Annotated in this window: 22 protein-coding genes; 10 read left to right on the top strand and 12 right to left on the bottom strand. The window is 69.5% G+C overall.

The window, feature by feature from the left end; translation table 11 throughout:
- Positions 1-8 precede the first annotated feature (8 nt).
- From AU188_RS05725 to AU188_RS05745, 5 genes are read left to right on the top strand one after another with little or no spacing between them, the layout of a single operon-like run.
- Positions 9-932, top strand: coding sequence for a TauD/TfdA dioxygenase family protein (locus AU188_RS05725; RefSeq protein ID WP_172799404.1), 924 nt, complete (start codon positions 9-11; stop codon positions 930-932).
- A gap of 42 nt (positions 933-974) precedes the next feature.
- Entirely contained in the window at positions 975-2,117 is a 1,143-nt protein-coding gene (gene cobG / locus AU188_RS05730) for a precorrin-3B synthase (RefSeq protein WP_059162764.1), read from the top strand.
- A gap of 9 nt (positions 2,118-2,126) precedes the next feature.
- On the top strand, positions 2,127-2,753 hold the full coding sequence (locus AU188_RS05735) for a precorrin-8X methylmutase (protein ID WP_059162765.1): 627 nt from the start codon (positions 2,127-2,129) through the stop codon (positions 2,751-2,753).
- Positions 2,750-4,222 (top strand): precorrin-2 C(20)-methyltransferase, encoded by a 1,473-nt coding sequence (locus AU188_RS05740; protein ID WP_059162766.1) that lies wholly within the window; start codon positions 2,750-2,752, stop codon positions 4,220-4,222. Before AU188_RS05735 ends, AU188_RS05740 begins: the two co-directional genes overlap by 4 nt.
- Before the next feature lie 46 nt (positions 4,223-4,268).
- Positions 4,269-5,354: a phosphotransferase family protein gene (locus tag AU188_RS05745; protein WP_286137307.1), complete on the top strand. Its 1,086-nt coding sequence runs from the start codon at positions 4,269-4,271 to the stop codon at positions 5,352-5,354.
- Here the strand turns inward: AU188_RS05745 and AU188_RS05750 are convergent.
- From AU188_RS05750 to dprE2, 4 genes are read right to left on the bottom strand one after another with little or no spacing between them, the layout of a single operon-like run.
- On the bottom strand, positions 5,323-6,054 hold the full coding sequence (locus tag AU188_RS05750; protein ID WP_059162768.1) for a cobalt-precorrin-6A reductase: 732 nt from the start codon (positions 6,052-6,054) through the stop codon (positions 5,323-5,325). The two genes, AU188_RS05745 and AU188_RS05750, sit on opposite strands and share 32 nt — an antisense overlap.
- Complete coding sequence (gene cobM, locus AU188_RS05755) at positions 6,054-6,809, bottom strand: precorrin-4 C(11)-methyltransferase (protein ID WP_059162797.1); 756 nt, start codon at positions 6,807-6,809, stop codon at positions 6,054-6,056. The genes AU188_RS05750 and cobM overlap by 1 nt, the downstream gene beginning before the upstream one ends.
- Entirely contained in the window at positions 6,806-7,984 is a 1,179-nt protein-coding gene (locus tag AU188_RS05760; protein WP_059162798.1) for a bifunctional cobalt-precorrin-7 (C(5))-methyltransferase/cobalt-precorrin-6B (C(15))-methyltransferase, read from the bottom strand. The genes cobM and AU188_RS05760 overlap by 4 nt, the downstream gene beginning before the upstream one ends.
- Positions 7,981-8,739: a decaprenylphospho-beta-D-erythro-pentofuranosid-2-ulose 2-reductase gene (gene dprE2 / locus AU188_RS05765; RefSeq protein WP_059162769.1), complete on the bottom strand. Its 759-nt coding sequence runs from the start codon at positions 8,737-8,739 to the stop codon at positions 7,981-7,983. Before dprE2 ends, AU188_RS05760 begins: the two co-directional genes overlap by 4 nt.
- A 35-nt stretch (positions 8,740-8,774) precedes the next feature.
- Here dprE2 and AU188_RS05770 point away from each other — a divergent pair, with 35 nt between their 5' ends.
- The gene (locus AU188_RS05770) at positions 8,775-9,200 is read left to right on the top strand and encodes a F420-dependent biliverdin reductase (protein WP_059162770.1); all 426 of its coding nucleotides are present in this window, start codon (positions 8,775-8,777) and stop codon (positions 9,198-9,200) included.
- Between the two features lie 90 nt (positions 9,201-9,290).
- Here the strand turns inward: AU188_RS05770 and AU188_RS05775 are convergent, their stop codons facing one another.
- Positions 9,291-10,457, bottom strand: a complete 1,167-nt coding sequence (locus tag AU188_RS05775; RefSeq protein ID WP_059162771.1) for a M24 family metallopeptidase — start codon at positions 10,455-10,457, stop codon at positions 9,291-9,293.
- A gap of 32 nt (positions 10,458-10,489) precedes the next feature.
- Between AU188_RS05775 and AU188_RS05780 the strand changes: the two genes are divergently transcribed.
- Entirely contained in the window at positions 10,490-11,455 is a 966-nt protein-coding gene (locus AU188_RS05780) for a 5'-3' exonuclease (RefSeq protein WP_082686504.1), read from the top strand.
- A gap of 3 nt (positions 11,456-11,458) precedes the next feature.
- On the opposite strand, the gene AU188_RS05785 is transcribed toward AU188_RS05780, so the two are convergent.
- The 7 genes from AU188_RS05785 to pafA are packed head-to-tail and all read right to left on the bottom strand — an operon-like array spanning position 11,459 to position 19,717.
- Complete coding sequence (locus tag AU188_RS05785) at positions 11,459-12,244, bottom strand: DUF4333 domain-containing protein (protein WP_059162773.1); 786 nt, start codon at positions 12,242-12,244, stop codon at positions 11,459-11,461.
- Positions 12,245-12,304: 60 nt separating this feature from the next.
- On the bottom strand, positions 12,305-15,076 hold the full coding sequence (locus AU188_RS05790; protein WP_502687589.1) for a DEAD/DEAH box helicase: 2,772 nt from the start codon (positions 15,074-15,076) through the stop codon (positions 12,305-12,307).
- On the bottom strand, positions 15,066-16,016 hold the full coding sequence (gene tatC / locus AU188_RS05795) for a twin-arginine translocase subunit TatC (RefSeq protein ID WP_059162774.1): 951 nt from the start codon (positions 16,014-16,016) through the stop codon (positions 15,066-15,068). The genes AU188_RS05790 and tatC overlap by 11 nt, the downstream gene beginning before the upstream one ends.
- 51 nt (positions 16,017-16,067) lie before the next feature.
- Positions 16,068-16,349, bottom strand: coding sequence for a Sec-independent protein translocase subunit TatA (gene tatA / locus AU188_RS05800; protein ID WP_059162800.1), 282 nt, complete (start codon positions 16,347-16,349; stop codon positions 16,068-16,070).
- 29 nt (positions 16,350-16,378) lie between these two features.
- A complete protein-coding gene (locus AU188_RS05805) occupies positions 16,379-17,335 on the bottom strand; it encodes a helix-turn-helix transcriptional regulator (protein WP_059162775.1) in 957 nt (318 codons plus the stop codon).
- Positions 17,332-18,321, bottom strand: a complete 990-nt coding sequence (locus AU188_RS05810; protein WP_059162776.1) for a helix-turn-helix transcriptional regulator — start codon at positions 18,319-18,321, stop codon at positions 17,332-17,334. Before AU188_RS05810 ends, AU188_RS05805 begins: the two co-directional genes overlap by 4 nt.
- A 37-nt stretch (positions 18,322-18,358) precedes the next feature.
- Entirely contained in the window at positions 18,359-19,717 is a 1,359-nt protein-coding gene (gene pafA / locus AU188_RS05815) for a Pup--protein ligase (protein WP_109749387.1), read from the bottom strand.
- A gap of 153 nt (positions 19,718-19,870) precedes the next feature.
- On the opposite strand from pafA, the gene AU188_RS05820 reads away from it, so the two are divergent.
- The 3 genes from AU188_RS05820 to AU188_RS05830 are packed head-to-tail and all read left to right on the top strand — an operon-like array spanning position 19,871 to position 22,619.
- Positions 19,871-20,146 (top strand): DUF7162 family protein, encoded by a 276-nt coding sequence (locus AU188_RS05820; RefSeq protein WP_059162778.1) that lies wholly within the window; start codon positions 19,871-19,873, stop codon positions 20,144-20,146.
- Positions 20,143-21,711: an alpha/beta hydrolase gene (locus AU188_RS05825; RefSeq protein WP_059162779.1), complete on the top strand. Its 1,569-nt coding sequence runs from the start codon at positions 20,143-20,145 to the stop codon at positions 21,709-21,711. The genes AU188_RS05820 and AU188_RS05825 overlap by 4 nt, the downstream gene beginning before the upstream one ends.
- Positions 21,712-21,731: 20 nt before the next feature.
- Entirely contained in the window at positions 21,732-22,619 is an 888-nt protein-coding gene (locus AU188_RS05830) for an alpha/beta fold hydrolase (protein ID WP_059162780.1), read from the top strand.
- Positions 22,620-22,778: the final 159 nt, after the last annotated feature.

The raw sequence follows: 22,778 nt of genomic DNA on the forward strand, positions 1-22,778 counted from the left end.
TTACCCACGTGCCGTCATCTCTGCGGGTGAACAAGCTCGGCGCCCACATCGGCGCCCACATCGACGGTGTCGATCTCAGCGCAGGGATCGATCCGGAAACCGCGAACGCGATCAATACCGCGATGCTCGAACACAAGGTGGTCTTCTTCCGCGGCCAGCACAAGGTGGACGACGACGCTCAGCTCGCCTTCGCGCGGGCGCTGGGCACCCCCACAACCGCCCACCCGACGGTGACTTCGCGCGGGGACCGGTTGCTGCCCATCGATTCCCGCTACGACAAGGCGAACAGCTGGCACACCGACGTCACGTTCGTCGACCGGATACCGAAAGCGTCGATCCTGCGGGCCGTCACCCTGCCGCAATACGGCGGCACGACCACGTGGGCGTCCACCGAGGCCGCGTACGACCGCCTTCCGACACCGTTGCGCGCGTTGGCCGAAAACCTCTGGGCGGTGCACACCAATAGATACGATTACGCGTCACTGCACGACGATCCGAACACCGCTCCGACCGCCGAACAGCGTTCCTACCGTGAGGAATTCGTCTCAGACCGCTACGAAACCGAGCATCCGGTGGTCCGCGTGCACCCGGAGACCGGCAAGCGAGTGCTGCTGCTCGGCCACTTCATCGAGAAGTTCGTCGGGCTCGGCTCGACGGAATCGGCGGCGTTGTTCGAGCTGCTGCAGAAGCGAATCACCAAGCTCGAGCACACCATTCGCTGGAACTGGCGGCCCGGTGACATCGCGCTCTGGGACAACCGCGCGACGCAGCACTACGCCGTCGCCGACTACGACGACCAGTATCGGCGGCTCAACCGCATCACTCTGGCCGGCGACGTCCCGGTCGACGTCCACGGCCGGCACAGCCGTTCCGTCGTCGGCGACGCCTCGACATACTCCGAAGTCGTCAGCCCTGTCGCGCTGGCCAGCTGACGACGACTTCGGTCTGCAGCGCTGCGGGCGTACCGTGAACCGGTGGCCAGAACCCGCGAGCAGGACGCCTGCCCCGGTGCGTTGCAGGTGCATCGCGCCGCGGACGGTGCGTTGGCGCGGATACGGTTACCGGGCGGCATCATCACCGCCGCGCAGTTGGAGACCCTCGCGCGGGCGGCCATCGAGCAGGCTGCGGGAACGCTGGAGCTGACCTCGAGGGGCAACCTTCAGATTCGTGGCGTCACCGACACGGCCGCGGTCGCCGAGGCCGCGGCGTCCGCCGGCCTGCTGCCGTCGCCGACCCACGAACGCGTGCGCAACATCGTCGCCTCACCGCTGTCCGGGCGGGTCGGCGCGGCCACCGACATCCGTGCGCTGATCACCGAACTCGACGGGGCGATCTGCGCCGACCCGGAACTGGCCGCGCTGCCGGGCCGGTTCCTGTTCGGCATCGACGACGGCCGCGCCGACATCTCGGGCCTCGGCGCGGACGTCGGAGTCCATCTCGACGGTGATACCGGCGCGCTGCTGTTGGCGGGCCGCGACACCGGTGTCCGACTGGCGCTGAACGCCGCGGTGCCGACAATGGTCGCGGTGGCGCGACGATTCGCCGTCAGTCGCGGAACCGCCTGGCGTGTCAAGGAACTCGTCGATGCCGACGCGCTGCTCGGCGATCTGCCCCGATCGGTAGCACCGGGAGCGGCGTGGCCTGCGGTCACCCGCCCGCCCGTCGGCTGGCTCGAGCAGCACGACGGCCGCGTCACGCTGGGCGCCGCGGTTCCGCTCGGCGTGCTGCCCGCCCGGACCGCCGAGTACCTCGCCGCGATCGGCGCGCCGATGGTGGTCACGCCGTGGCGCTCGATCCTCGTCTTCGACCTCGACGAGGAAGTCGCCGACGTCGCCCTGCGCGTACTCGCCCCCCTCGGGCTGGTGTTCGACGAGGACTCTCCCTGGCTCTCGGTCAGCGCGTGCACCGGAAGGCCGGGCTGTGAGCACTCGATGGCCGATGTGCGCGCAGACGCCGCCGCTGCGGTCGCCGAACCGGCTTCAGCGCACGCGAGGAGCAATTCGACGCCTGGCCACCGCCATTTCGTGGGCTGCGACAGGGCCTGCGGCAGCCCGCCCACGGGCGAGGTGCTGGTGGCGACCGGAGACGGATACCGGGCGCGCGGCCCGCACCCGTAGGGTGATCGCGTGCTCGACTACATCCGCGACGCCGGGGAGATCTACCGGCAATCGTTCGCGACGATTCGCGACGAGGCGGACTTGGCTCGGTTTCCCGACGACGTAGCCCGCGTGGTCGTCCGGCTGATCCACACCTGCGGACAGACCGACCTCACCGATCACGTCGCGTTCAGCGCGGACGTGGTCGCCAGGACCCACGCCGCACTGACTGCGGGCGCGGCGGTGCTCTGTGATTCGTCGATGGTGGCCGCCGGGATCACCAGGTCTCGGTTGCCCGCCGGCAACGAGGTGGTGTCGCTGGTGACCGACGAGCGAGCCGCCGACCTGGCTGCCCGGCTCGGCACCACCCGGTCGGCGGCGGCCGTGGACCTGTGGGCCGACCGACTCGGCGGTGCCGTGCTGGCGATCGGCAATGCGCCGACCGCGCTGTTCCGGCTGCTCGAACTCCTCGACGACGGCGCCCCGTCGCCCGCCGCGGTACTGGGCGGACCGGTCGGTTTCGTCGGCTCGGCGCAGTCCAAGCAGGAACTCATCGACCGGCCGCGCGGAATGTCGTATCTCGTGGTGACGGGCCGTCGCGGCGGCAGTGCGATGGCGGCCGCGGCCGTGAATGCGATTGCGACGGAACGCGAATGAGCGACCGCGGGGTCTTGTGGGGGGTGGGGCTGGGACCCGGCGACCCTGAACTGGTCACCGTCAAGGCGGCACGGGTGATCGGCGAGGCCGACGTCGTGGCGTACCACAGTGCGCGGCACGGCAACAGCATCGCGCGCGGCATCGCCGAGCCGTATCTGCGGCCGGGCCAGATCGAGGAGCACCTGGTCTATCCGGTCACCACCGAAACCACCGATCACCCCGGCGGCTACGCCGGAGCGATGGAGGACTTCTACCGCGAGTCCGCCGACCGCATCGCCGCCCACCTCGAGGCCGGCCGCAGCGTGGCCTTGCTCGCCGAGGGCGACCCGCTGTTCTACAGCTCCTACATGCACATGCACACCCGGCTGACCGAGCGGTTCGACGCGGTCATCGTGCCGGGCGTGACGTCGGTGAGCGCGGCTTCGGCGGCGGTCGCCACTCCCCTCGTCCAGGGCGACGAGGTGTTGACGATCCTGCCGGGAACACTGCCCCCCGACGAGCTCGAGCGCAGGCTCGCCGACACCGACGCAGCGGTGATGCTGAAGTTGGGCCGCTCGTATCCCACTGTACGCCAAGCGCTTTCCGCGTCCGGCCGGTTGGACGACGCGTTCTACGTCGAGCGTGCGAGCACTCCGCGGCAACGGGTTCTGGGCGCAGGCGACGTCGACGACGAAACGGTCCCGTATTTCTCGCTGGCGATGTTGCCGGGGCGCGGTCGCCAGGACCTGAGGACCACCGGCAGCGTCGCCGTCGTGGGACTGGGTCCCGGCGACCCGAACTGGATGACCCCGCAGTCGCGGCGCGAGCTGGCCGCGGCCACCGACCTCATCGGCTACGGCCCTTACCTCGACCGCGTCGCCGCCCGCGGCGATCAGCGCAGACATCCGAGCGACAACACTGACGAACCGGCCCGCGCCCGGTTGGCCTGCACGCTGGCCGAACAGGGCCGCGCGGTCGCGGTGGTGTCCTCCGGAGACCCGGGTGTCTTTGCGATGGCGACCGCGGTGCTGGAAGAGGCCAAGCAGTGGCCCGGGGTTTCGGTACGGGTGATCCCGGCGATGACCGCCGCGCAGGCCGTCGCGAGCCGGGTCGGCGCCCCGCTGGGCCATGACTATGCGGTGATCTCGCTGTCAGACCGGCTCAAGCCGTGGGACGTGATCGCTGCGCGGTTGACGGCTGCGGCCAAGGCCGACCTGGTGCTGGCGATCTACAACCCGGCGTCGAAGACCCGGACGTGGCAGGTCGGGGCGATGCGGGATCTTCTGCTCGAGCACCGCGATCCCGGCACTCCGGTGGTGATCGGCCGCGACGTGTCCGGGCCCCGCGAGCAGGTCACGGTGGTGCGCCTGGCCGACCTGGATCCCGCCGACGTCGACATGCGCTGCCTGCTGATCGTCGGCTCCTCGCAGACGCAGTGGTATTCCGGGGACGGCGACCGGGTCTTCACGCCGCGCCGCTACCCCGCCTAGCGCTACCCGCGACCTCATGAGAGCCGGCAGTGTTAATCTCCGGCGCGTGACTTCCGTCCTCAACATTCCACGCGGGCCCGAAGATGTAACGCCGGCGTGGCTCGGGTCAGTGCTGGGAACCGATGTCGAGGCGGTCACCGTGACACCGATCGGAACCGGCCAGACGGGCGCCACCTACCGGGTGTCGGCGACCTACGGTGGGGAATCCGACCTGCCCGCCTCGTTCGCGATAAAGCTGTCGGCGCAAGACGACACGGTGCGCGAGCGGGTGGCGCTGGGTTACCGGTCCGAGGTGGAGTTCTACTCGCTGGTCGCCGACCGGATGCGCATCCCTGTTCCGCGCAGCTTCCATCAGGACATCTCCGACGACGGCGCCGACGTGGTGCTGCTGCTGGCCGACATGGCGCCCGCGGTCCAGGGCGACCAGATCGCCGGGTGCAACGCGGTCGAGGCGCGCCTCGCCGTAGAAGCGCTCGCTGGTCTGCACGGCCCGAGTTGGTGTGCGCCCGAGTGGATGGACCTGTCCGCCGTCGTGATGCCCAAACCAGGTGACGCCGATGCGGCCAAGGGCTTGGGCGACGTCTCGCGAATGGCTGCCGACATCGTCATCGACCGCCTCGGCCCGTCGATCAGCGCCGAGGACCAGGAAACGCTCACCGCGGCAATGGCTTCGGTGACGCCGTGGCTGATGGCCGAGCGCAGCCGATACGCGCTGATGCACGGCGACTACCGGCTCGACAACATGCTGTTCGACCCCGACCGCACGCGGATCACGGTGGTGGACTGGCAGACCGTCGGCGTCGGGTTGCCGGCCCGCGACCTTGCGTACTTCACCGCGACCAGCCTGGAACCCACAGTCCGGGCAGAGATCGAGCGAGATCTCGTCGAGCACTATCACCGTGCGTTGCTCGGATACGGCGTGCGCGATTACGACCTGAACACCTGCTGGACCGACTACCGCCTCGGGGCGGTGCAGGCGCCGCTGCTCGTCGCGTTGGGCACCGCGTTCGCGACGTCGACCGAGCGGGGCGACGAGATGATGCTCGCGATGTTGTGCCGCGGCTGCCGGGCCATCCGGGAACTCGAGACGCTCGAACTGATCACGTCGTATTCATCGACTCGACCCATGTGACCGCGTCGTCGACGGTGGCGACCGTCGTCACCCCCGACGGCAGCGGTGGCCGGTCCACCATCACCACCGCAACACCAAGGGCCGCAGCCGCATCCAGTTTCGGCCGGGTCATCTGCCCGCCACTGTTCTTGGTGACCAACGCGTCGATGCGGTGCTCGCGCAGCAAGGTCAGTTCGTCGTCGTAGCGGTATGGCCCGCGCGACAGCACAACCTGGTGACGACGCGGCAGATCCGACACGTCGGGCGGCGTGACGGCACGAATCAGAAACCATGCATCGACGTCCTTGAACGCCGCGGCGCCAGAGCGTCCGGTGGTCAGGAATACGTGGGTGAACCGCTCGGCAGCAACGGTTTTCGCAGCCTCGACATCAGAGCTGACGACGATCGCATCGCCGGTCGGCCAAGCGGGCCGGGCCACCACCAGGTGCGGCAGCCGCAACTCGGCGCACACAGCCGCCGCGTGCGCGGTCATCGTCGCCGCGTACGGGTGCGTGGCGTCGACGACAGCGTCGACTCGGTTGTCGGACACCCAACGCCGCAGCCCCTCGACGCCGCCGAAGCCGCCGATGCGTACCTCGCCCACCGGTAGCGCGGGGTCGGGCACCCGACCCGCGAGCGAACTGATCACCTCGACGTCCGGATGCAGACGGGCAGCCAGCGCGCGAGCCTCAGAAGTACCGCCCAGCAGGAGTATTCGCATCAATGTCGTCCCCACCGCACCCGATCCGAGGAGTACAGATAGCTGTCGGCGAACCCCTCGGCCGCCAGCACGTCGCCCACGACGATCACCGCGGTGCGGGTGATTCCCGCGGCTTTCATCCGCCCCGCCAACTCCGCGAGCGTGCAGCGCACCACCTGCTGCTGCGGCCAGCTCGCGAACGCCACCACGGCGCAGGGCGTTTCGGGCCCGTACCCGCCGGCCAGCAGCTGCGGGACGATCGCGTCGATCTGCGCGGCCGCGAGGTGCAGCACCAGCGTCGCACCGGGTGCCGACAGCGTCGGCAGGTCTTCGCCGTCCGGCATCGCGGTCGACAGCGTCGCCACCCGGGTCAGCGTGACCGTCTGCGCGACACCGGGAACGGTGAGCTCGCGACCCAGCACGGCAGCTGCCGCGGCGAAAGCCGGCACCCCGGGCACAATTTCGTAGTCGACACCCAGATCGTCGAGACGGCGGCACTGCTCGGCGAGCGCGCTGTAGATCGACGGGTCGCCGGAATGCAACCGCGCCACGTCGAGGCCCGCGGCGTGGGCATCGGCGAGTTCGGTGACGATCTGTTCGAGGGTCAACGGGCCGGTGTCGATGACACGGGCGTCCGGCGGACACAGCGCCAGCAAGTCCTCGGGCATGATCGAACCCGCGTAGAGGCAGACCGGGCAGCGGCTCAGCAGTCGGTGTCCGCGCACGGTGATCAGGTCGGCCGCGCCGGGCCCTGCGCCGATGAAGTAGACGGTCATCGCTTGGTCACCGTCCACTGCGTGATCGGCATCGCAGGACGCCAGCCGGTGAACCCGCCGAGCGGCTCGCCGCGGTGGTGCTCGAAGCGCCTGAGCGCACCGCCGTGTCGCGAATACCACTGGGCGACAAGCGCTTCAGTCTCCACAGTGACGGCGTTGGCGACCAGCCGGCCGCCGGCGGGCAGCCGGTCGAAGCAGGCCTCCAGGAGTCCCGGCTGCGTCAGGCCGCCGCCCACGAAGACCGCGTCGGGCGCAGGGACGGACTCGAACGACTCGGGTGCGGCGTGCTGCACCTGCACCCGCGCGCCGAACGCCACCACGTTGTCGGTGATGCGGTTACGGCGTTCTTCGTCGCGTTCGAAGGCGATTGCGCGACAACCGGCGCCGCTGCGACACCATTCGATCGCCACGCTGCCCGATCCGGCACCGACATCCCAGAGCAGTTGACCGGGCCGCGGCGCCAGCGCCGCCAGCGTCACCGCGCGCACCGGTTGTTTGGTGAGCTGGCCGTCGTGGGCGAACATCTCGTCGGGCAGCACCCCGAACTGCCGCTCGTCGGGCAGGTAGCGCACCGCGACCACGTTGAGGTCGTCGACGTCGTCCGGGGGTCGCGCCGCCCATTCGCGGGCGGTGGCGGCCCGGCGGCGCTCTGTGGGACCGCCGAGTTGCTCTAACACGGTGATCTCGGAGTCGCCGCGACCGGTGTCGGTGAGCAGCCGCGTCAGCGCCGCAGGGGTCGCGCCGTCGCGGGACATCACGACGGCCTGCCCGCCGCGGCGCACCGCGGTGTGCGGGTCGCTCCACACCAGGCTGATGACCTCGGTGTCCTGCACCGCCCAACCCAGCCGCGAGCAAGCCAATGTCACCGAGGACACGTGCGGGAGAACCGCGACTCGGTCCGGCCCGTACAACCGGATCAGCGAGCTACCCACACCGTGCAGCAGCGGGTCGCCGCTGGCCACCACATGCACGTCTCCGTCGACGCCCTCCAACAGAGTGTGCAGTGCGGGCAGCATCGGCGACGGCCACTCACGCCGCGCCGCGGTCACGGTGTCGTCCAGCAGCGCGAGTTGCCGTGGCGAACCGTAGACCACTGTCGCCCTGCGTAATTCGTACTGCGAGGCGGGCGACAGCCCGGCCATCCCGTCAGCGCCGATGCCGACGACGACGATCATCGCGGCATCCTTCGCCACACGAACCGGGGCGTGATGTGGAACGCGAATGCCAGCAGCGAAAGTGGTGCGGGTACCCACACCACGCCTCGCCTTCTGCGGAGTGCGCGGACGGTCGCGTCGGCGACCTGCGCCGGCGTGCTCGAGAGCGGCGCGGGCGACATGCCCGCCGTCATGCGCCCGATCACAAACCCCGGCCGTACCAACAGCAGGTGCACCCCCGAACCGTGCAGGGCGTCGGCCAACCCGCGGCAGAAGCCGTCCAGCCCGGCCTTCGCGGACCCGTACACGTAGTTGGCGCGGCGCACGCGCACGCCCGCGATCGACGAGAACGTCACGATCGACCCGGATCCTGCTTCGCGCATCGCCGCGGCGAGCACCGTCAGCAGGCTGGCCTGGGCGACGAAGTCGGTGTGCAGAATCGCCGCGGCGTGCGCGGCGTCCTTCTCCGCGAGCGCCTGATCGCCGAGGATGCCGAACGCGAGCACCGCGGTGTCGATCGGTCCGTGCTCGGCGACGATCGCGTCGACCACCGGACCGTGCGACGGAAGGTCGTCGGCGTCGAACTCACACACGTGCACCGCCGCCGCCCCCGCGGCGCGAACGGCCGCCGCCTGCGCCTCGAGGTCATGAGCGCGGCGGGCCGCCAGCAACACCGTCGATCGGGGCGCGAGCCGGGTGGCCACCTCGATGCCGATCTCGCTGCGGCCGCCGAAAACCACGACCAATGCCGGGCGGGTGTCAGCCGTGTCTGTCATGGCAGCGATTATCTCCTGCGCTACCGTGAAGCCCGATGTCCCAGTCAAGCCGCAAGGCAACCACCCGGCTGACCGACGACGCGCTGGCATTTCTGTCCGAGCGTCATCTGGCCATGCTGACGACGCTGCGATCGGACAATTCACCGCACGTCGTCGCCGTCGGCTTCACGTTCGACCCGAAAACCCACATCGCGCGCGTCATCACCAGCGGCGGGTCGCAGAAGGCGGTGAACGCCGACCGCCAGGGTGTCGCGGTGCTGAGCCAGGTCGACGGCGCGCGCTGGTTGTCGCTGGAGGGCAAGGCCAAGGTCAATGCGGATGCCGACGCCGTACGTGACGCCGAACTGCGGTACGCGCAGCGCTACCGGACCCCCCGGGTCAACCCCAAACGCGTCGTCATCGAGGTCCGGGTCGAGCGGGTGCTCGGGTCGTCGGACCTACTCGACCGGCTCGAGGAATAACTTTCCCCGCGCGAGCAGAAGCAAACTGTGCCCGAGATGCGCTTTTTCGGGACATTTTGCATCTGCTCGACAGGGTAATCGCCACGGAAATCAGCCCGTCGCGGCCGGGCCGGTGGGCACCACCACCAGCTCGTGTGGCCGGTTGTTGACCGCCATGGCGCCATCGGCAGTGACGACGACGATGTCCTCGATGCGTGCGCCCCACTCGCCGGCGAAATAGATGCCGGGCTCGACCGAGAAGGCCATGCCCTCTTCGAGCGTGAGCGTGTTGCCCGCCACGATGTAGGGCTCCTCGTGTACCGACAGCCCGATACCGTGGCCGGTGCGGTGCACGAACGCGTCGGCCAGGCCCTCGGCGGCCAGCACGTCGCGCGCCGCGGCGTCCACCTGCTCTGCGGTGACGCCGGGCCGGACCGCCGCGACCGCGGCCCGCTGGGCGCGCTGCAGCACCGCGTAGCGCCGCGCCACGTCGGGGTCCGGCTCGCCGATGCTGTACGTGCGGGTGGAGTCGGAGTTGTAGCCGGGCTCGTAGGGTCCGCCGATGTCCACGACGACGATGTCGCCGGCCCGCAGCTTCCGGTCCGAACACTCGTGATGCGGGTCGGCGCCATGCGGCCCGGACCCGACGATGATGAACGCCACCTCCGAATGACCTTCGGCGACAATGGCTTCGGCGATGTCAGCCGCGACGTCGGCTTCGGTGCGGCCCGGCGCCAGGAATTCCGGCACCCGCGCGTGTACGCGGTCGATGGCCGCGCCGGCCTTACGCAGCGCGTCGATCTCGGCGGCGTCCTTGATCATCCGCAGTCGTCGCAGGACGCCGGTGGCCAGCACCGGCACCGCCCCCAACACGTCGGCGAGCGGCAGCAGATGCAGCGCGGGCATCGAGTCGGTCACCGCGACGGCGAGCCGTCCAGACGGCCCGGTCTTGCGCATACCACCACCGAGCGCCTGTCCGACGAGCGCGTACGGGTCGTCGCCGTCGACCCAGTCCTGCACCGCCAGGCCGAGTTCGGGCACCGCGGAGTCCTTGAGCGCCGCCAACTCCAGGCGCGGCACCACGATGGTCGGGTCGCCGTCGGCGGGCAGCACCAGCGCGGTGAGCCGCTCGAACGTCTGCGCCCGCGACCCGACCAGATAGCGCAGGTCATAGCCCGGCGTGATGACCAGGCCCGCGACGCCGGCGTCGGCCGCCGCGGCCGCCGCCGCAGCTAGTCGGTGCGCGTAGACATCGGAGCTGAATCGACTGGCGCTCATGCCACGAGGCTAATGCGCGGCGCACTGGCAGGATGGCTCGCATGTCATCCCTCGTGCTGCTCGACGGCGCCAGCATGTGGTTCCGTTCGTATTTCGGAGTCCCGGACAAGATCAAGGCGCCCGACGGCCGCCCGGTCAACGCGCTGCGCGGCTTCCTCGACGCCGTGGCGACCGTGATCACCCGCGAGCGTCCGTCGCGGTTGGTGGTGTGCCGCGACGACGACTGGCGACCGCAGTGGCGCGTCGACCTCATCCCGTCCTACAAGTCGCATCGGGTGCTCGAGGAACACCCCGACGGCGAACCCGACGTCGAGGTGGTGCCCGACGACCTCACGCCGCAGGTCGACATGATCTTCGAGATTCTCGACGCGTTCGGCATCGCCACCGCCGGCGCGCCCGAATGCGAGGCCGACGACGTGCTCGGCACCCTGGTCGCCCGCGAAGAACGCGACCCCGTGGTGGTGGTCAGCGGCGACCGGGATCTGCTGCAGCTGGTGCGCGACGAGCCGGTCCCGGTTCGGGTGCTCTACCTCGGCAGCGGGTTGGCCAAGGCCACCAAGTGGGGCCCGACGGAGGTCGCCGAGAAATACGGCGTGCCGGTCGACCGCGCCGGACCCGCATACGCCGAACTCGCCCTGCTGCGAGGCGATCCCAGCGACGGCCTGCCCGGCGTGCCGGGCATCGGCGAGAAGACGGCGGCGACGCTGCTGGCGCAGCACGGCTCACTGGAGAGCATCCTGGCCGCGGCCAACGATCCGAAGTCGAAGATGAGCAAGGCGTATCGGGCGAAGCTGCGCAACGCCGCCGACTACATCGAGGCCGCCGACCCGGTGGTCAAAGTCGCCACCGACGCCGAGCTGAACTGGTCCACACCGTCGGACGCGCTGCCGCTGGCCGCCGAGCATCCGCGCAAGGTCGCCAAGCTCGCCGAAACCTACGGCGTCACGTCGTCGATTGGCCGGCTGCAGAAGGCCCTGGACGGGCTACCGGACAGCTAACCGCTACTTCGGCCTGCCCACCTCGTAGGTGCCGTCGTCGTCCTGGAACGTGACGGTCACCTGACGCTTGGTGCCGTCGATGCTGACCTCGCAGTCGAACGTCGCGCCCTTCTCGACGGTCGGGTTCTGGCCGTCATTGCACTTGACGTCCTTGACGTTCTTGGCGCCGTACCCGTTCGCCTCGTCGGTGAGGATCTGCTGCACCCCGGACTGCGCGGCGTCGATGTCGAGCTTGGTGGTCACGAAGAAGCCGGGTTTCCAGAAGCCCAGCACCAGCACCACCACGACGATCACCGCGGCCAGCAGGCCGATCACACCGCCGATCACCGCGAGCGACCGCTTCGAGCCCTCCTCGGCGCCCGGCTGCTGGTACTGCGGATACTGGCCGAACTGGCCCGGCTGCCCGAACTGCCCCGTGGGCGGCTGGCCGTACTGCGGCTGGCCGGGCGGCTGCCCGTACTGGCCGTACTGCGGCTGCCCGTACTGACCGGGCTGCTGGTAGGCCTGCGGGTTGTACTCGCCGGGCTGCTGACCGTACTGCTGCTCGGTCGCCGGATACTGCTGCGGCGGCTGGTACGCGGGCTGCTGGTATCCCGGGTACTGCTGCGCCTGTGACGGGTCGTAGGCGGGTGGCTGCCACTGCGGCGCGGCCTGCGTCGGTTCGCTGCTCTGCGGCTGCTGCTGCCACGGCTGGTTGGCCGACGACTCGCTGGACGGCTGGTCCGTCGGCTGTTCCGGCTGCTGGCCGGGCCATGACTGCGTCGGATCAGATCCCTGCGGTCCGCTCATCTCACTCCTTGATCGACCGCGGCCGAGCCGCGAGTACATCGGTTTCGTGCACCCGACACCCTACCCCGCATCAACAGCGACGACGCCTCGTCGAACATCGTTGATCGCGCGTTTCGCGGTGGCCCGCAGTGCCGGGGTCGGTGCGGCGTTGCGCACCTGGTCGAGCAGGTCGAGCACCTGACGGCACCACCGTACGAAATCCCCCGCCGACAACGGCGATCCGCTGCCAGCCGCGTCAGAGGCGGCCAGTGCGCTGGTCAGGTCGCCGGTGGTGGCCCACCGGAAGATCGCCGCGACGAAGCCGTCGTCGGGCTCGCGACTCTGGCTGATGCGGTGACGTTGCTCGTCGGCACGCAGTTCCGCCCACAGCCGCCGGGTCTGGTTCACCGCCCGCCGCAGCTTGCCGGTCGGGATGTCGGCCCCGTCGCGACCCCCCGGCGTGTCGCCGCGGGACTCGTAGAGCACCGCCGAGAGCACCCCCGCCAGTTCTGCCGCGTCCAGGCCCTCCCAGATGCCTGTGCGCAACGCCTCTGCCACCAGCAGGTCGCTCTCGCTGTAAATCCGGGCCAGCAGCCGACCGTCGTCGGTCACTTTCGGGTCCTCTGGAGGGCCGGTGATGAAACCGCGTTCGGTCAGCAGCACCACGATCCGGTCGAACGTGCGCGCCAACGAGTTCGTCGCCGCCGCGACCTTCTGCCGGATCTGTTCGTTGTCGCGCTCGATGCGCAGGTACCGCTCGGCCAGCCGCGCCTTCTCCTCCCGGTCGGGCAACTGGTGAGCGGGGTGGGAGCGCAATTGTTCTCGCAGCGCGGCCAATTCGGGGTCGATGTCGCGCTCCTGGCCGGCGTTGCCGCTGCGCTTGGGTTTGCCCGCCGGCACATCGAGGCGGGCCGCGGCCGAGTTCAGCGCCGACGCAAGGTCGCGGCGCGCGCGCGGGTTTCGGTGCTCGACCCGCTTGGGCAGCGGCATCGAGCCCAGTGGCGCCGAGGTCCCCGAGTAGTCGGCGGACGAAATCCGCCCGGCCCACCGGTGTTCGGTCAACACCAGCGGCCGCGGATCGTCCTCGTCGCGGGCCGGTTCCAGCACGACGGCCAGTCCACCGCGCCGACCGTGGGTGATCGTGATGATGTCGCCGCGGCGCAGCGCCGCCAGCGCTTCGTTGGCGGCCCGGCGCCGCTGCAGCCGCGACGCCCGTGACTGGGCGCGTTCCCGTTCGGAGATCTGCAGCCGCAGCCGGACGTAGCCGAGAACATCGGCATCGTGGCCGCCGGCCAGTTCGGCGGCGATCTCGTCGAGCATCCGCTCACCGCGCTCGACGCCTCGCCGTAACCCGACCACCGACCGGTCGGCCTGGTACTGCGCGAACGAGCTTTCCAACAGTTTGTGCGCCTGCGCCGGCCCCATCTGCTGCACGAGGTTGATGGTCATGTTGTACGACGGCGCGAACGAACTGCGCAGCGGGAACGTCCGGGTCGACGCCAATCCGGCCACCTCGGCCGGTTCGACGTCCGGCGTCCACAGCACCACCGCGTGGCCCTCGACGTCGATGCCGCGGCGGCCCGCGCGCCCGGTCAACTGGGTGTACTCCCCCGGCGTCAACGGCACATGCTGCTCGCCGTTGAACTTGACCAGCCGCTCCAGCACCACCGTGCGCGCGGGCATGTTGATACCCAAAGCCAGTGTCTCCGTGGCGAATACCGCCTTCACCAGTCCCGCGGAGAACAGCTCCTCGACGGTGTGGCGGAACACCGGCAGCATCCCGGCGTGATGGGCCGCCAGTCCGCGCAGCAGACCCTCGCGCCACTCGTGGTAGTCGAGAATGATCAGGTCGGCTTCGGGCAGGTCACCACAGCGCCGGTCGACCACCTCGGCGATGCGAACCCGTTCCTCGTCGGTGGTCAGCCGAAGCGAGGACCGCAGGCATTGCTTGACCGCGGAGTCGCACCCGGCGCGCGAGAAGATGAACGTGATCGCCGGCAGCAGCCCTTCGCGGTCCAGCGTGCCGATCACATCGGGGCGCGACGGCGGGCGGTACATGCTCGGCCGATCCCGGTTGCGGCCGCGGCCGCGCGGTTGCCAGTCGACCAGCCGGTCGGCTTCGCGCCGATGCGCGATGTGTCGCAACAACTCCGGGTCGACGAGCAACTCGCGGCCCTCTGCCCTCGATGCGCGCGACGCTCGCGTGGCGCGGTAGTCGAACAGGTCGAACAGCCGCCTGCCGACCAGCACGTGCTGCCACAGCGGGACCGGTCGGTGCTCGTCGACGACCACCGTGGTGTCGCCGCGCACCGTCTGGATCCAGCCACCGAACTCCTCGGCGTTGCTGACCGTTGCCGACAAGCTCACCAGGCGCACCTCGTCGGGCAGGTGCAGGATGACCTCTTCCCACACCGCACCGCGCATCCGGTCGGCCAGAAAGTGCACCTCGTCCATGACGACGTACGAAAGCCCCTGCAGCGTTGAGGAATTGGCGTAAAGCATGTTGCGGAGCACTTCGGTGGTCATGACCACCACGTCGGCGTCGCCGTTGATCGACTGGTCGCCGGTGAGCAACCCGATCTTGTCCGGCCCGTAGCGGTCCACGAGGTCGTTGTGCTTCTGGTTGCTCAGCGCCTTGATCGGCGTGGTGTAGAAGCACTTGCCGCCCGCGGCCAGCGCGAGGTGCACCGCGAACTCGCCCACCACGGTCTTGCCCGCGCCTGTCGGTGCGCACACCAGCACGCCGTGCCCGTTCTCCAGCGCCTCACACGAACGACGCTGGAAGTCGTCGAGCGCAAACGACAGCTGCTCGGTGAAACGGGCTAGTTCGCAGCCCAATTCACTAGGTGGCATCGTCATCGACCACATGCCGCGCCGGCGTCGGCACGGTGCTAGGCGCCTCGACGGGCTCGGCGGGTCCGATCGGCGCCGCGACGTCGTCGGGCACATCCTCGAGCGCGGCGCGGCGCGCCTTGCGCCGGTCGTGCAGCCGCGCGACCTGGATCGCGAACTCGAGCAGCACCGTCAACGCGAACGCCAGCGCGAGCATCGAGAACGGATCCGAACCCGGGGTGAAGACCGCGGCGAACACGAACAGCGCGAAGATCAGACCGCGCCGCCACGCCTTGAGCCGCTCGTAGGTCAACACACCGACCGCGTTGAGCATCACGATCAGCAGCGGGAACTCGAAGCTGAAGCCGAACACCAGCAGCAGGTTGATCAGGAAGCCGAAATACTGGTCGCCGGACAGCGCGGTGACTTGGACGTCGCTGCCGACGGTCAGCAGGAAGCCCAGCGCCGTGGACAGCACGATGTAGGCGAGCACCGCGCCGGCGACGAACAGGGCGGCGCCGACGGTGACGAACGCGATCGCGAATCGGCGCTCCTTCTTGTACAGCCCGGGGGTGATGAACGCCCACAACTGGTAGAGCCAAACCGGGCAGGCCAGCACGATGCCTGCGGTGAGACCGACTTTCAGGCGCAGAAGGAACTGATCGAACGGCGAGGTTGCCAACAACCGGCACGCCCCGTCGGCGGTGATGTCCGCGCGGGCCGAGGCGGGCAGCTCGCAGTAGGGCCCGCGCAGCCAGTCGCCGAGGCTGGGCAGGCCGAAGACTCCGTGGGTGTACCAGAGGAAGCCGAGGATCGTCGTGACGACGACCGCGGCAGCCGCGATCAGCAGCCGGGTGCGCAGCTCGTGCAGGTGCTCCACCAGCGACATCGTGCCGTCGGGATTGACACGGGAACGGCGCCGACGAGGATCGAGCTTCTTGAGGAGTCCTGGAGTCTGCACGGCATGCCTACTGACGCGGCAGCACAGCCGCGGTTAGGTGATCGGTGACGATCAGGCCGGACGTTTGTCCGACGGCTGCTCGGTCTCCGGCGCCGTCGGGTCGGCGCTGTCGACGCGCTCCGAGGCGATCGGCGTCGGCGGAGCCGTTCGGCCGGCGGCATCGGACTCACGTGTGTCCGATTTCGAATCGGCCTGCATCTCCTTGATCTCCGTTTTGAAGATCCGCATCGACTTACCGAGCGAGCGCGCCGCGTCCGGGAGCTTCTTGGCACCGAAGAGCAGCACGAACACAGCGATCACGATCACCCAGTGCCAGGGTTGTAGAGAACCCAATTTGGTCACCTCCAGACGTCGCGGCCAGTCTACTCGTTGACCCCGTACTCGCTCAGCGCAGCGGTGGCCGAGTCGCGTACCCGGGCCGCCAGCCCGGCCGGCTCGAGCACGCGGACGGCCGACCCGAAGCCGAGCACGAACCGGGCCATCCAGTCGTCGGAGGCGTACGTCATCGCGGCCTGACAGGCGCCGTCGGGCAGTTCCCGGATCACCCGCAACGGGTAGTAGTCGAACATCCACGCCGCCGAGCGGTCGATCAACAGCGTCGCCGACGGCAGCGCGGGGTCCGCGTCGAACAGCGAGGTGTCCGGTTCTGCCTGCACGGCCGGGGGCGGCGGCGCCGACGGTTCGTCGAGGACGTGCGCGTCGACGATGCGGTCGAACCGGAACAGCCGCACCCCCTCGGCCGATCGGCACCAGGCCTCCAGGTAGCTGTGGTCGCCCACCAGCACAACCCGGATCGGGTCGACCGCCCGGCTGGTCAGCATGTCGTGCGACGCGGAGTAGTACTCGATCGACAGCGCGCGTCCGTCGCGCACCGCCTGGCGCACCGCCGCGGCGGCCTCACTCTCCACGGGCGCGGGCTCGTCGACGGCCGCGCCGCCGTGGCCCACCGTGCCCGCGGCCGACTCGATCTTCGCGATCGCGCTGCGCGCGGCCTCCGGGTCGACCATGCCCGGTATGTCGGCCAACGCCCGCAGGGCGACCAGCACGCCGGTCGCCTCCGGCGAGGTCAGCCGCAGCGGGTGGTCGATACCCGCGGTGAACGTCACTTCGATTGTGTCGCCGGAGAATTCGAAGTCGATCAGGTCGCCGGGTCCGTAGCCCGGCAGGCCGCACATCCACAGCTGGTTCAGATCGTCGCGCAGCTGCTTGACGGTGACGCCGAGGTCCGATGCGGCCTCGGCGTACGTGATCCTCGGGTTGGCCTGGAAGTACGGCACCATGTTGAGCAGCCGTACCAGCCGGGTCGACACGGTCGTCATGCGTGATCCGCCTGGGCTCGCAATCGGGCCAGCACGTCCTCGCGCAAGGACTCGGGCTCCAGCGCCACCGCGTCGGGCCCGTAGCTGGCGACCTCGCGGGCCAACCGGTCGAACATGCCGATGTCGATGGTGATCAGCTCGCCGGCGCGGCCGTTGTGTGTGTGCGGGGCGACCGAGGCGGCCCGTCGCCGCAGCGCGGTGGCCCTGCCCTCGGCGATCCATACCCGGGCCTGCCCACCCGACGGCCAGTCCCCGACCGCGCGCCCCACTATCTCGCGCAGATCGACGTCGGGTGGTCGCTGCACCGCGCCCGGCGGTCCGATGGGCTTCACCTCGGCGCCGATCCGGGAGAGCCGGAACGTGCGCGTGGCGTCGCGGTCCCGGTCATGTCCCACCAGATACCAGCGACCCTTGTCGGTGACGACGCCCCAGGGCTCCACCGTGCGCGTGGTGTACGGCTCGCTGCGCGAGGGCCGGTGCGAGAACTGCACCGCTTGTCCGGAATCGATGGCCGACAACAAGATTCCCAGTACCTCCTCCGAGCCGCGCAACCCCGGCAGCGTCGCGGTCGACGTGATCGCCGGGGCAGCGTCGACGGCGTCGATGTCGATGCCGGCCGCGCGCAGTTTCAGCAGCGCCCCCTGGGTTGCGGTGATCAGTTCGGGCGACTCCCACAGCTGGGTGGCGACGGCAACGGCCGCGGCTTCGTCGGGCGTCAGTTCGACCGCAGGCAGTGCGTAGGCCTCGCGGTTGATCCGGTAACCCTCGGTCGGATCGAACTGGGAAACACGGCCGGTCTCGAGCGGGATGCCGAGGTCGCGCAACTCGTTCTTGTCGCGCTCGAACATCCGCGAGAACGCCTCGTCGCTGGGGCTGTCGGAATAGCCGGAGACCGTTTCGCGGATCCGCTCGGCGGTGATGAAGTTCCGCGTCGACAGCAGCGCGATCACGAGGTTCATCAGCCGCTCGACTTTGGAGATCGCCACTCGGCTCAGCCTAGTGTGGATGGCCCACGGCGAGCGCTCACATCGAGGCGATGAGCCGCTTCACCCGCTCGTCGACCGAGCGGAACGGGTCCTTGCACAACACCGTGCGCTGAGCCTGGTCGTTGAGCTTGAGGTGGACCCAGTCGACGGTGAAGTCGCGACCGGCTTCCTGCGCGGCGCTGATGAACTCGCCACGCAGCTTGGCGCGGGTGGTCTGCGGCGGAGTGTTGACCGCAGCCTCGATGTCCTCGTCGGTGGTGATCCGCGTGGCCAGTCCCTTGCGCTGTAACAGGTCGAACACGCCGCGACCGCGCTTGATGTCGTGATACGCCAGATCCAGCTGGCTGATCTTCGGGTCGGACAGCTCCATGTTGTAGCGGTCCTGGTAGCGCTGGAACAGCTTGCGCTTGATCACCCAGTCGATCTCGGTGTCGACCTTGGCGAAGTCCTGGCTCTCCACCGCGTCGAGTTGACGTCCCCAGAGGTCGACGACCTGCTGGATCTGGGTGTTCGGCTCACGCGTCTGCACGTACTCCACCGCGCGGGAGTAGTACTCGCGCTGGATGTCGAGCGCGCTGGCCTGCCTGCCGCCGGCGAGGCGCACCGGCCGCCGGCCGGTCAGGTCGTGGCTGACCTCTCGAATCGCGCGGATCGGGTTGTCCAGCGAGAAGTCGCGGAACGCGATCCCGGCCTCGATCATCTCCAGCACCAGCGACGCCGTGCCGACCTTGAGCATCGTGGTGGATTCGCACATGTTCGAGTCGCCGACGATGACGTGCAGCCTGCGGTACTTCTCGGCGTCGGCATGCGGTTCGTCGCGGGTGTTGATGATCGGACGCGATCGGGTCGTCGCAGACGACACGCCTTCCCAGATGTGTTCGGCGCGCTGGCTCAGGCAGAACGTCGCCGCCTTCGGCGTCTGCAGGACCTTGCCCGCACCGCACAGCAGCTGGCGGGTGACCAGGAACGGCAGCAGCACATCGGAGATGCGCGAGAACTCCCCGGCGCGCACGATCAGGTAGTTCTCGTGGCAGCCGTAGGAGTTGCCCGCCGAGTCGGTGTTGTTCTTGAACAGGTAGATGTCCCCGCCGATGCCCTCGTCTGCCAACCGTTGCTCGGCGTCGATGAGCAGGTCTTCGAGCACCCGCTCACCCGCCCGGTCGTGGGTGACCAACTGGCTCAGGCTGTCGCACTCGGCGGTGGCGTACTCCGGGTGGCTGCCCACGTCCAGGTAGAGCCGGGCGCCGTTGCGGAGGAAGACGTTCGAACTGCGGCCCCACGACACCACCCGCCGGAAGAGGTAGCGGGCCACCTCGTCGGGGCTCAGCCGCCGGTGGCCGTGGAACGTGCAGGTGACACCGAATTCGGTCTCGATGCCCATGATCCGTCGCTGCACCTCATCGAGACTACTGGTTGCCCGGCGGCCACGTCGGGCAAGCCGCGCCGAAGATCGCGGTGGACATCGGAGTTGACACTGTCGGCGCAGCCCGTCACGGCCGCCCTGTGGATAACTTCGGCACGCTCGGCCCCGGTTCTGTCAGCATGAGCCATGGGGGAAATCGTTGAGGTCGACGTGTCGCAGCTGCGCACCGTCGCCGACAGGGTCATGACCGCCGCCGAACGGATCACCGAGACACCGTGGCCCGAATTGGATGCAGACGCCCTGCCCGGCTCAGCCGTCGGGAACGTCACCGCGCCGACGCTCGTCGCGGCCCGCCTCGCAGGGGTGGTCGCCGACATGCGCCGATGGGCCCTGGCCGCCGAGAAGTCGGCTGATGCGTTCGAGCGCGCAGAAGAACGCAACGTCGACCGCCTCGGGCGGTGACGCGGCCGACCATCGGCCAGGCCGAAGCCTGGCGACCCGACGCGCTGCACGTGTTGGCAGCGCAATGGGACCGCCACGCCCGGCTCGTGTCGGCGCACGCCGACACCCTGGCCGCCGAGTTCAGCTTCTGGTCCGGCGCGGCCGCCGACGAGGCGCGCATGCAGGCGAAAACCATTGTGGCAACGGCCGATACGGTTGCTCGCGCCCTTGTGCTGGGGGCCGCCGCGGCGCGCGACGGAGCGGCTCAGATCGCCTCGGCGCGCACCGAGGTCCTGGTGTTAACGTCCGCGGCCACCGCTGACGGGTTCGCCGTCGACGACGCCGGATCGGTGTCCGTGCAGGCGGACCCCTCGGAGCTGCTGGTCGCGTTGTCCGGCGGCGTCCCGGCCGTCGCGGTGGAGATGCTCACTGTGCGGGCGGCCGAACTGACCGGCCAGCTCGGTCAGGCGCTCGATCGCCTGGACGCCGCGGACGCCGACGCCGCGAACGACATCGTGGAGGCGTTCGCGTTGCGGGCCGCCGGCGACGCGGGAGCCAGGGCGGACGTCGTCGCGGCGTGGCCGACCTCGAGCCAGGACCGGATCGCCGAGCAGATCGCGGCGATGACGCCCGAGCAGCGGCAGCGGTTGGTCGACGGGTTCCCTTCGCAGGTCGGCAATACCGACGGCGTGCCGTGGGAGATGCGGATCGCGGCCAACCGGACCAACGTCGCACAGGCCGTGCTGCGTGAACCCGATCCCGACCGCCTTGCGCTGTACCGGAGCCTGTTGTCCGAAATCGACGATCCGACAGGCGAACCCGGCCGCATCGACCGCCAGCTGCTCGCGTTCGACCCCGCCCGGGCGTCGCTGGTCGAACTGCACGGCGACGTCGCGTCGGCGTCGAGCGTGGCGGTCCTGGTGCCGGGTATGAACACGACGATCGACGGTTCGGCGGCGAATGCGAGGACCGCGCGCCGGTTCGTCTCGGCGACCCGCGGCGACACCGCGACGATCACCTATCTCGGTGGCCCGTTTCCGCGCGGCGACAATCCGGCGAGCGCTTTGGCGGCTGCGGCCGATCCGCGGTACGCGCTCGCCATGGCGCCGCGACTTGTCGCGTTCAGTGAGGACGTCGACCGCACGGTGGATGCGACCGGCCGCCGGGTACCGGTCACGGTCATCGGCCATTCCTATGGCGGGTCGATCGTGGGCACCGCGGAATCGTTGGGACTGACCTCCGATCGCACGTTGTACGTGGCGGCCGCCGGGGCGGGTGTCGGAGTCGACGACCCCGGTGACTGGCACAACCGCAACCCGGATGTGCGGCGCTTCTCGATGACGCCGCCGGGCGACCTCATCGCGCTGGTGCAGGGCATTCCCGGCGGCCCGCACGGCGCCGACCCCGACGAGATGCCCGGTGTGATCCGGTTACCGACCGGACGTTACGACGACGGACGGCCGATGGCCGGTCCCGGCGCCCACTCCGACGTGCTCAACGCGCCGTCGGACTCATGGCGGGCGATCCTCGGCGTGATCACCGGCGATCTCGGAAGGGATGGCGCAACCTCGCAACAAGCGGGTTGACATCCGGCCAGAATGAGCCGATGTGGTCCCGCAGCTCTCCTGTCGACGGGTTCCGGCTCGCCTACGACCGGTTCGGCACCAGGGGCGCGCCGCCGGTGGTTCTGCTGCACGGTTGGCCCGGGAATCGCCAGGACTACCGCCGGGTGGTACCGCTGCTCGGCGATGCTGCCGATGTCGTGGTGCCGGACCTGCGCGGGTTCGGCGGCTCGGACAAACACGCGGTCGCGATCCGGCACTTCTACAGCGCCACCGCGCAGGCGGGCAGCGTCATCGGCCTGATCAAGGAGCTGGAGCTGTCGGAGGTGGTGCTCGCCGGCTACGACGTCGGCAGTCGAGTGGCGCAGAGCGTCGCCCGCATGCAGCCGGATCTGGTTCACTCGCTGGTGCTCTCCCCGCCGCTGCCCGGCGCCGGGGACCGGGTTCTGACGGCGAAGGCGCAGAGCGAGTTCTGGTATCAGGCGTTCCATCAGCTGCCGCTGGCGGCGCAGCTGATCGACGGCAACCCCGACCTAGTCCACGACTACCTGCGGCACTTCTGGACGCACTGGTCGGGTCCGAACTTCACTGTCTCCGACGATGATCTGGAGCGGCTGGTGTCCGACTACGGACTGCCCGGCGCGTTCACCGCCTCCATCGCGTGGTACCGCGCGGGCGCAGGCATGATCGCCCAGTCGTTGACCGAACTGCCGCCGGAGCGAGCCATCAAGATTCATGTGCCCACCGATGTGGTGTGGCCGCGACATGATCCCCTGTTCCCGGTCGAGTGGTCGGACCGGCTGGGGCACTACTTCACCGATGTGGAGCTGTACTTCGCTTACGACGCAGGGCATTTCACACCGCTCGAGTGTCCCGAGCAGTTCGCCGAACTGATCCTCATACGGGCTCGACCCGCGCCGGCCGCGGGTTGACCGCGTCGGTACGAGTGAGGAGCTAGTTGTACTCGGCAGGGACGTTGTTGACGGTTTGGCTGTGAGAAGGGAGGACCTCCGGTGGCTGAGTGGCGTCGTTGATTGTTGTAGTGCTCGAGCCATGGGGCAAGGGCTGCGCAGCGGGCGTTGTTGGTGGTG

Source organism: Mycobacterium sp. IS-3022, from assembly GCF_001500065.1.
Taxonomy (GTDB): domain Bacteria; phylum Actinomycetota; class Actinomycetes; order Mycobacteriales; family Mycobacteriaceae; genus Mycobacterium.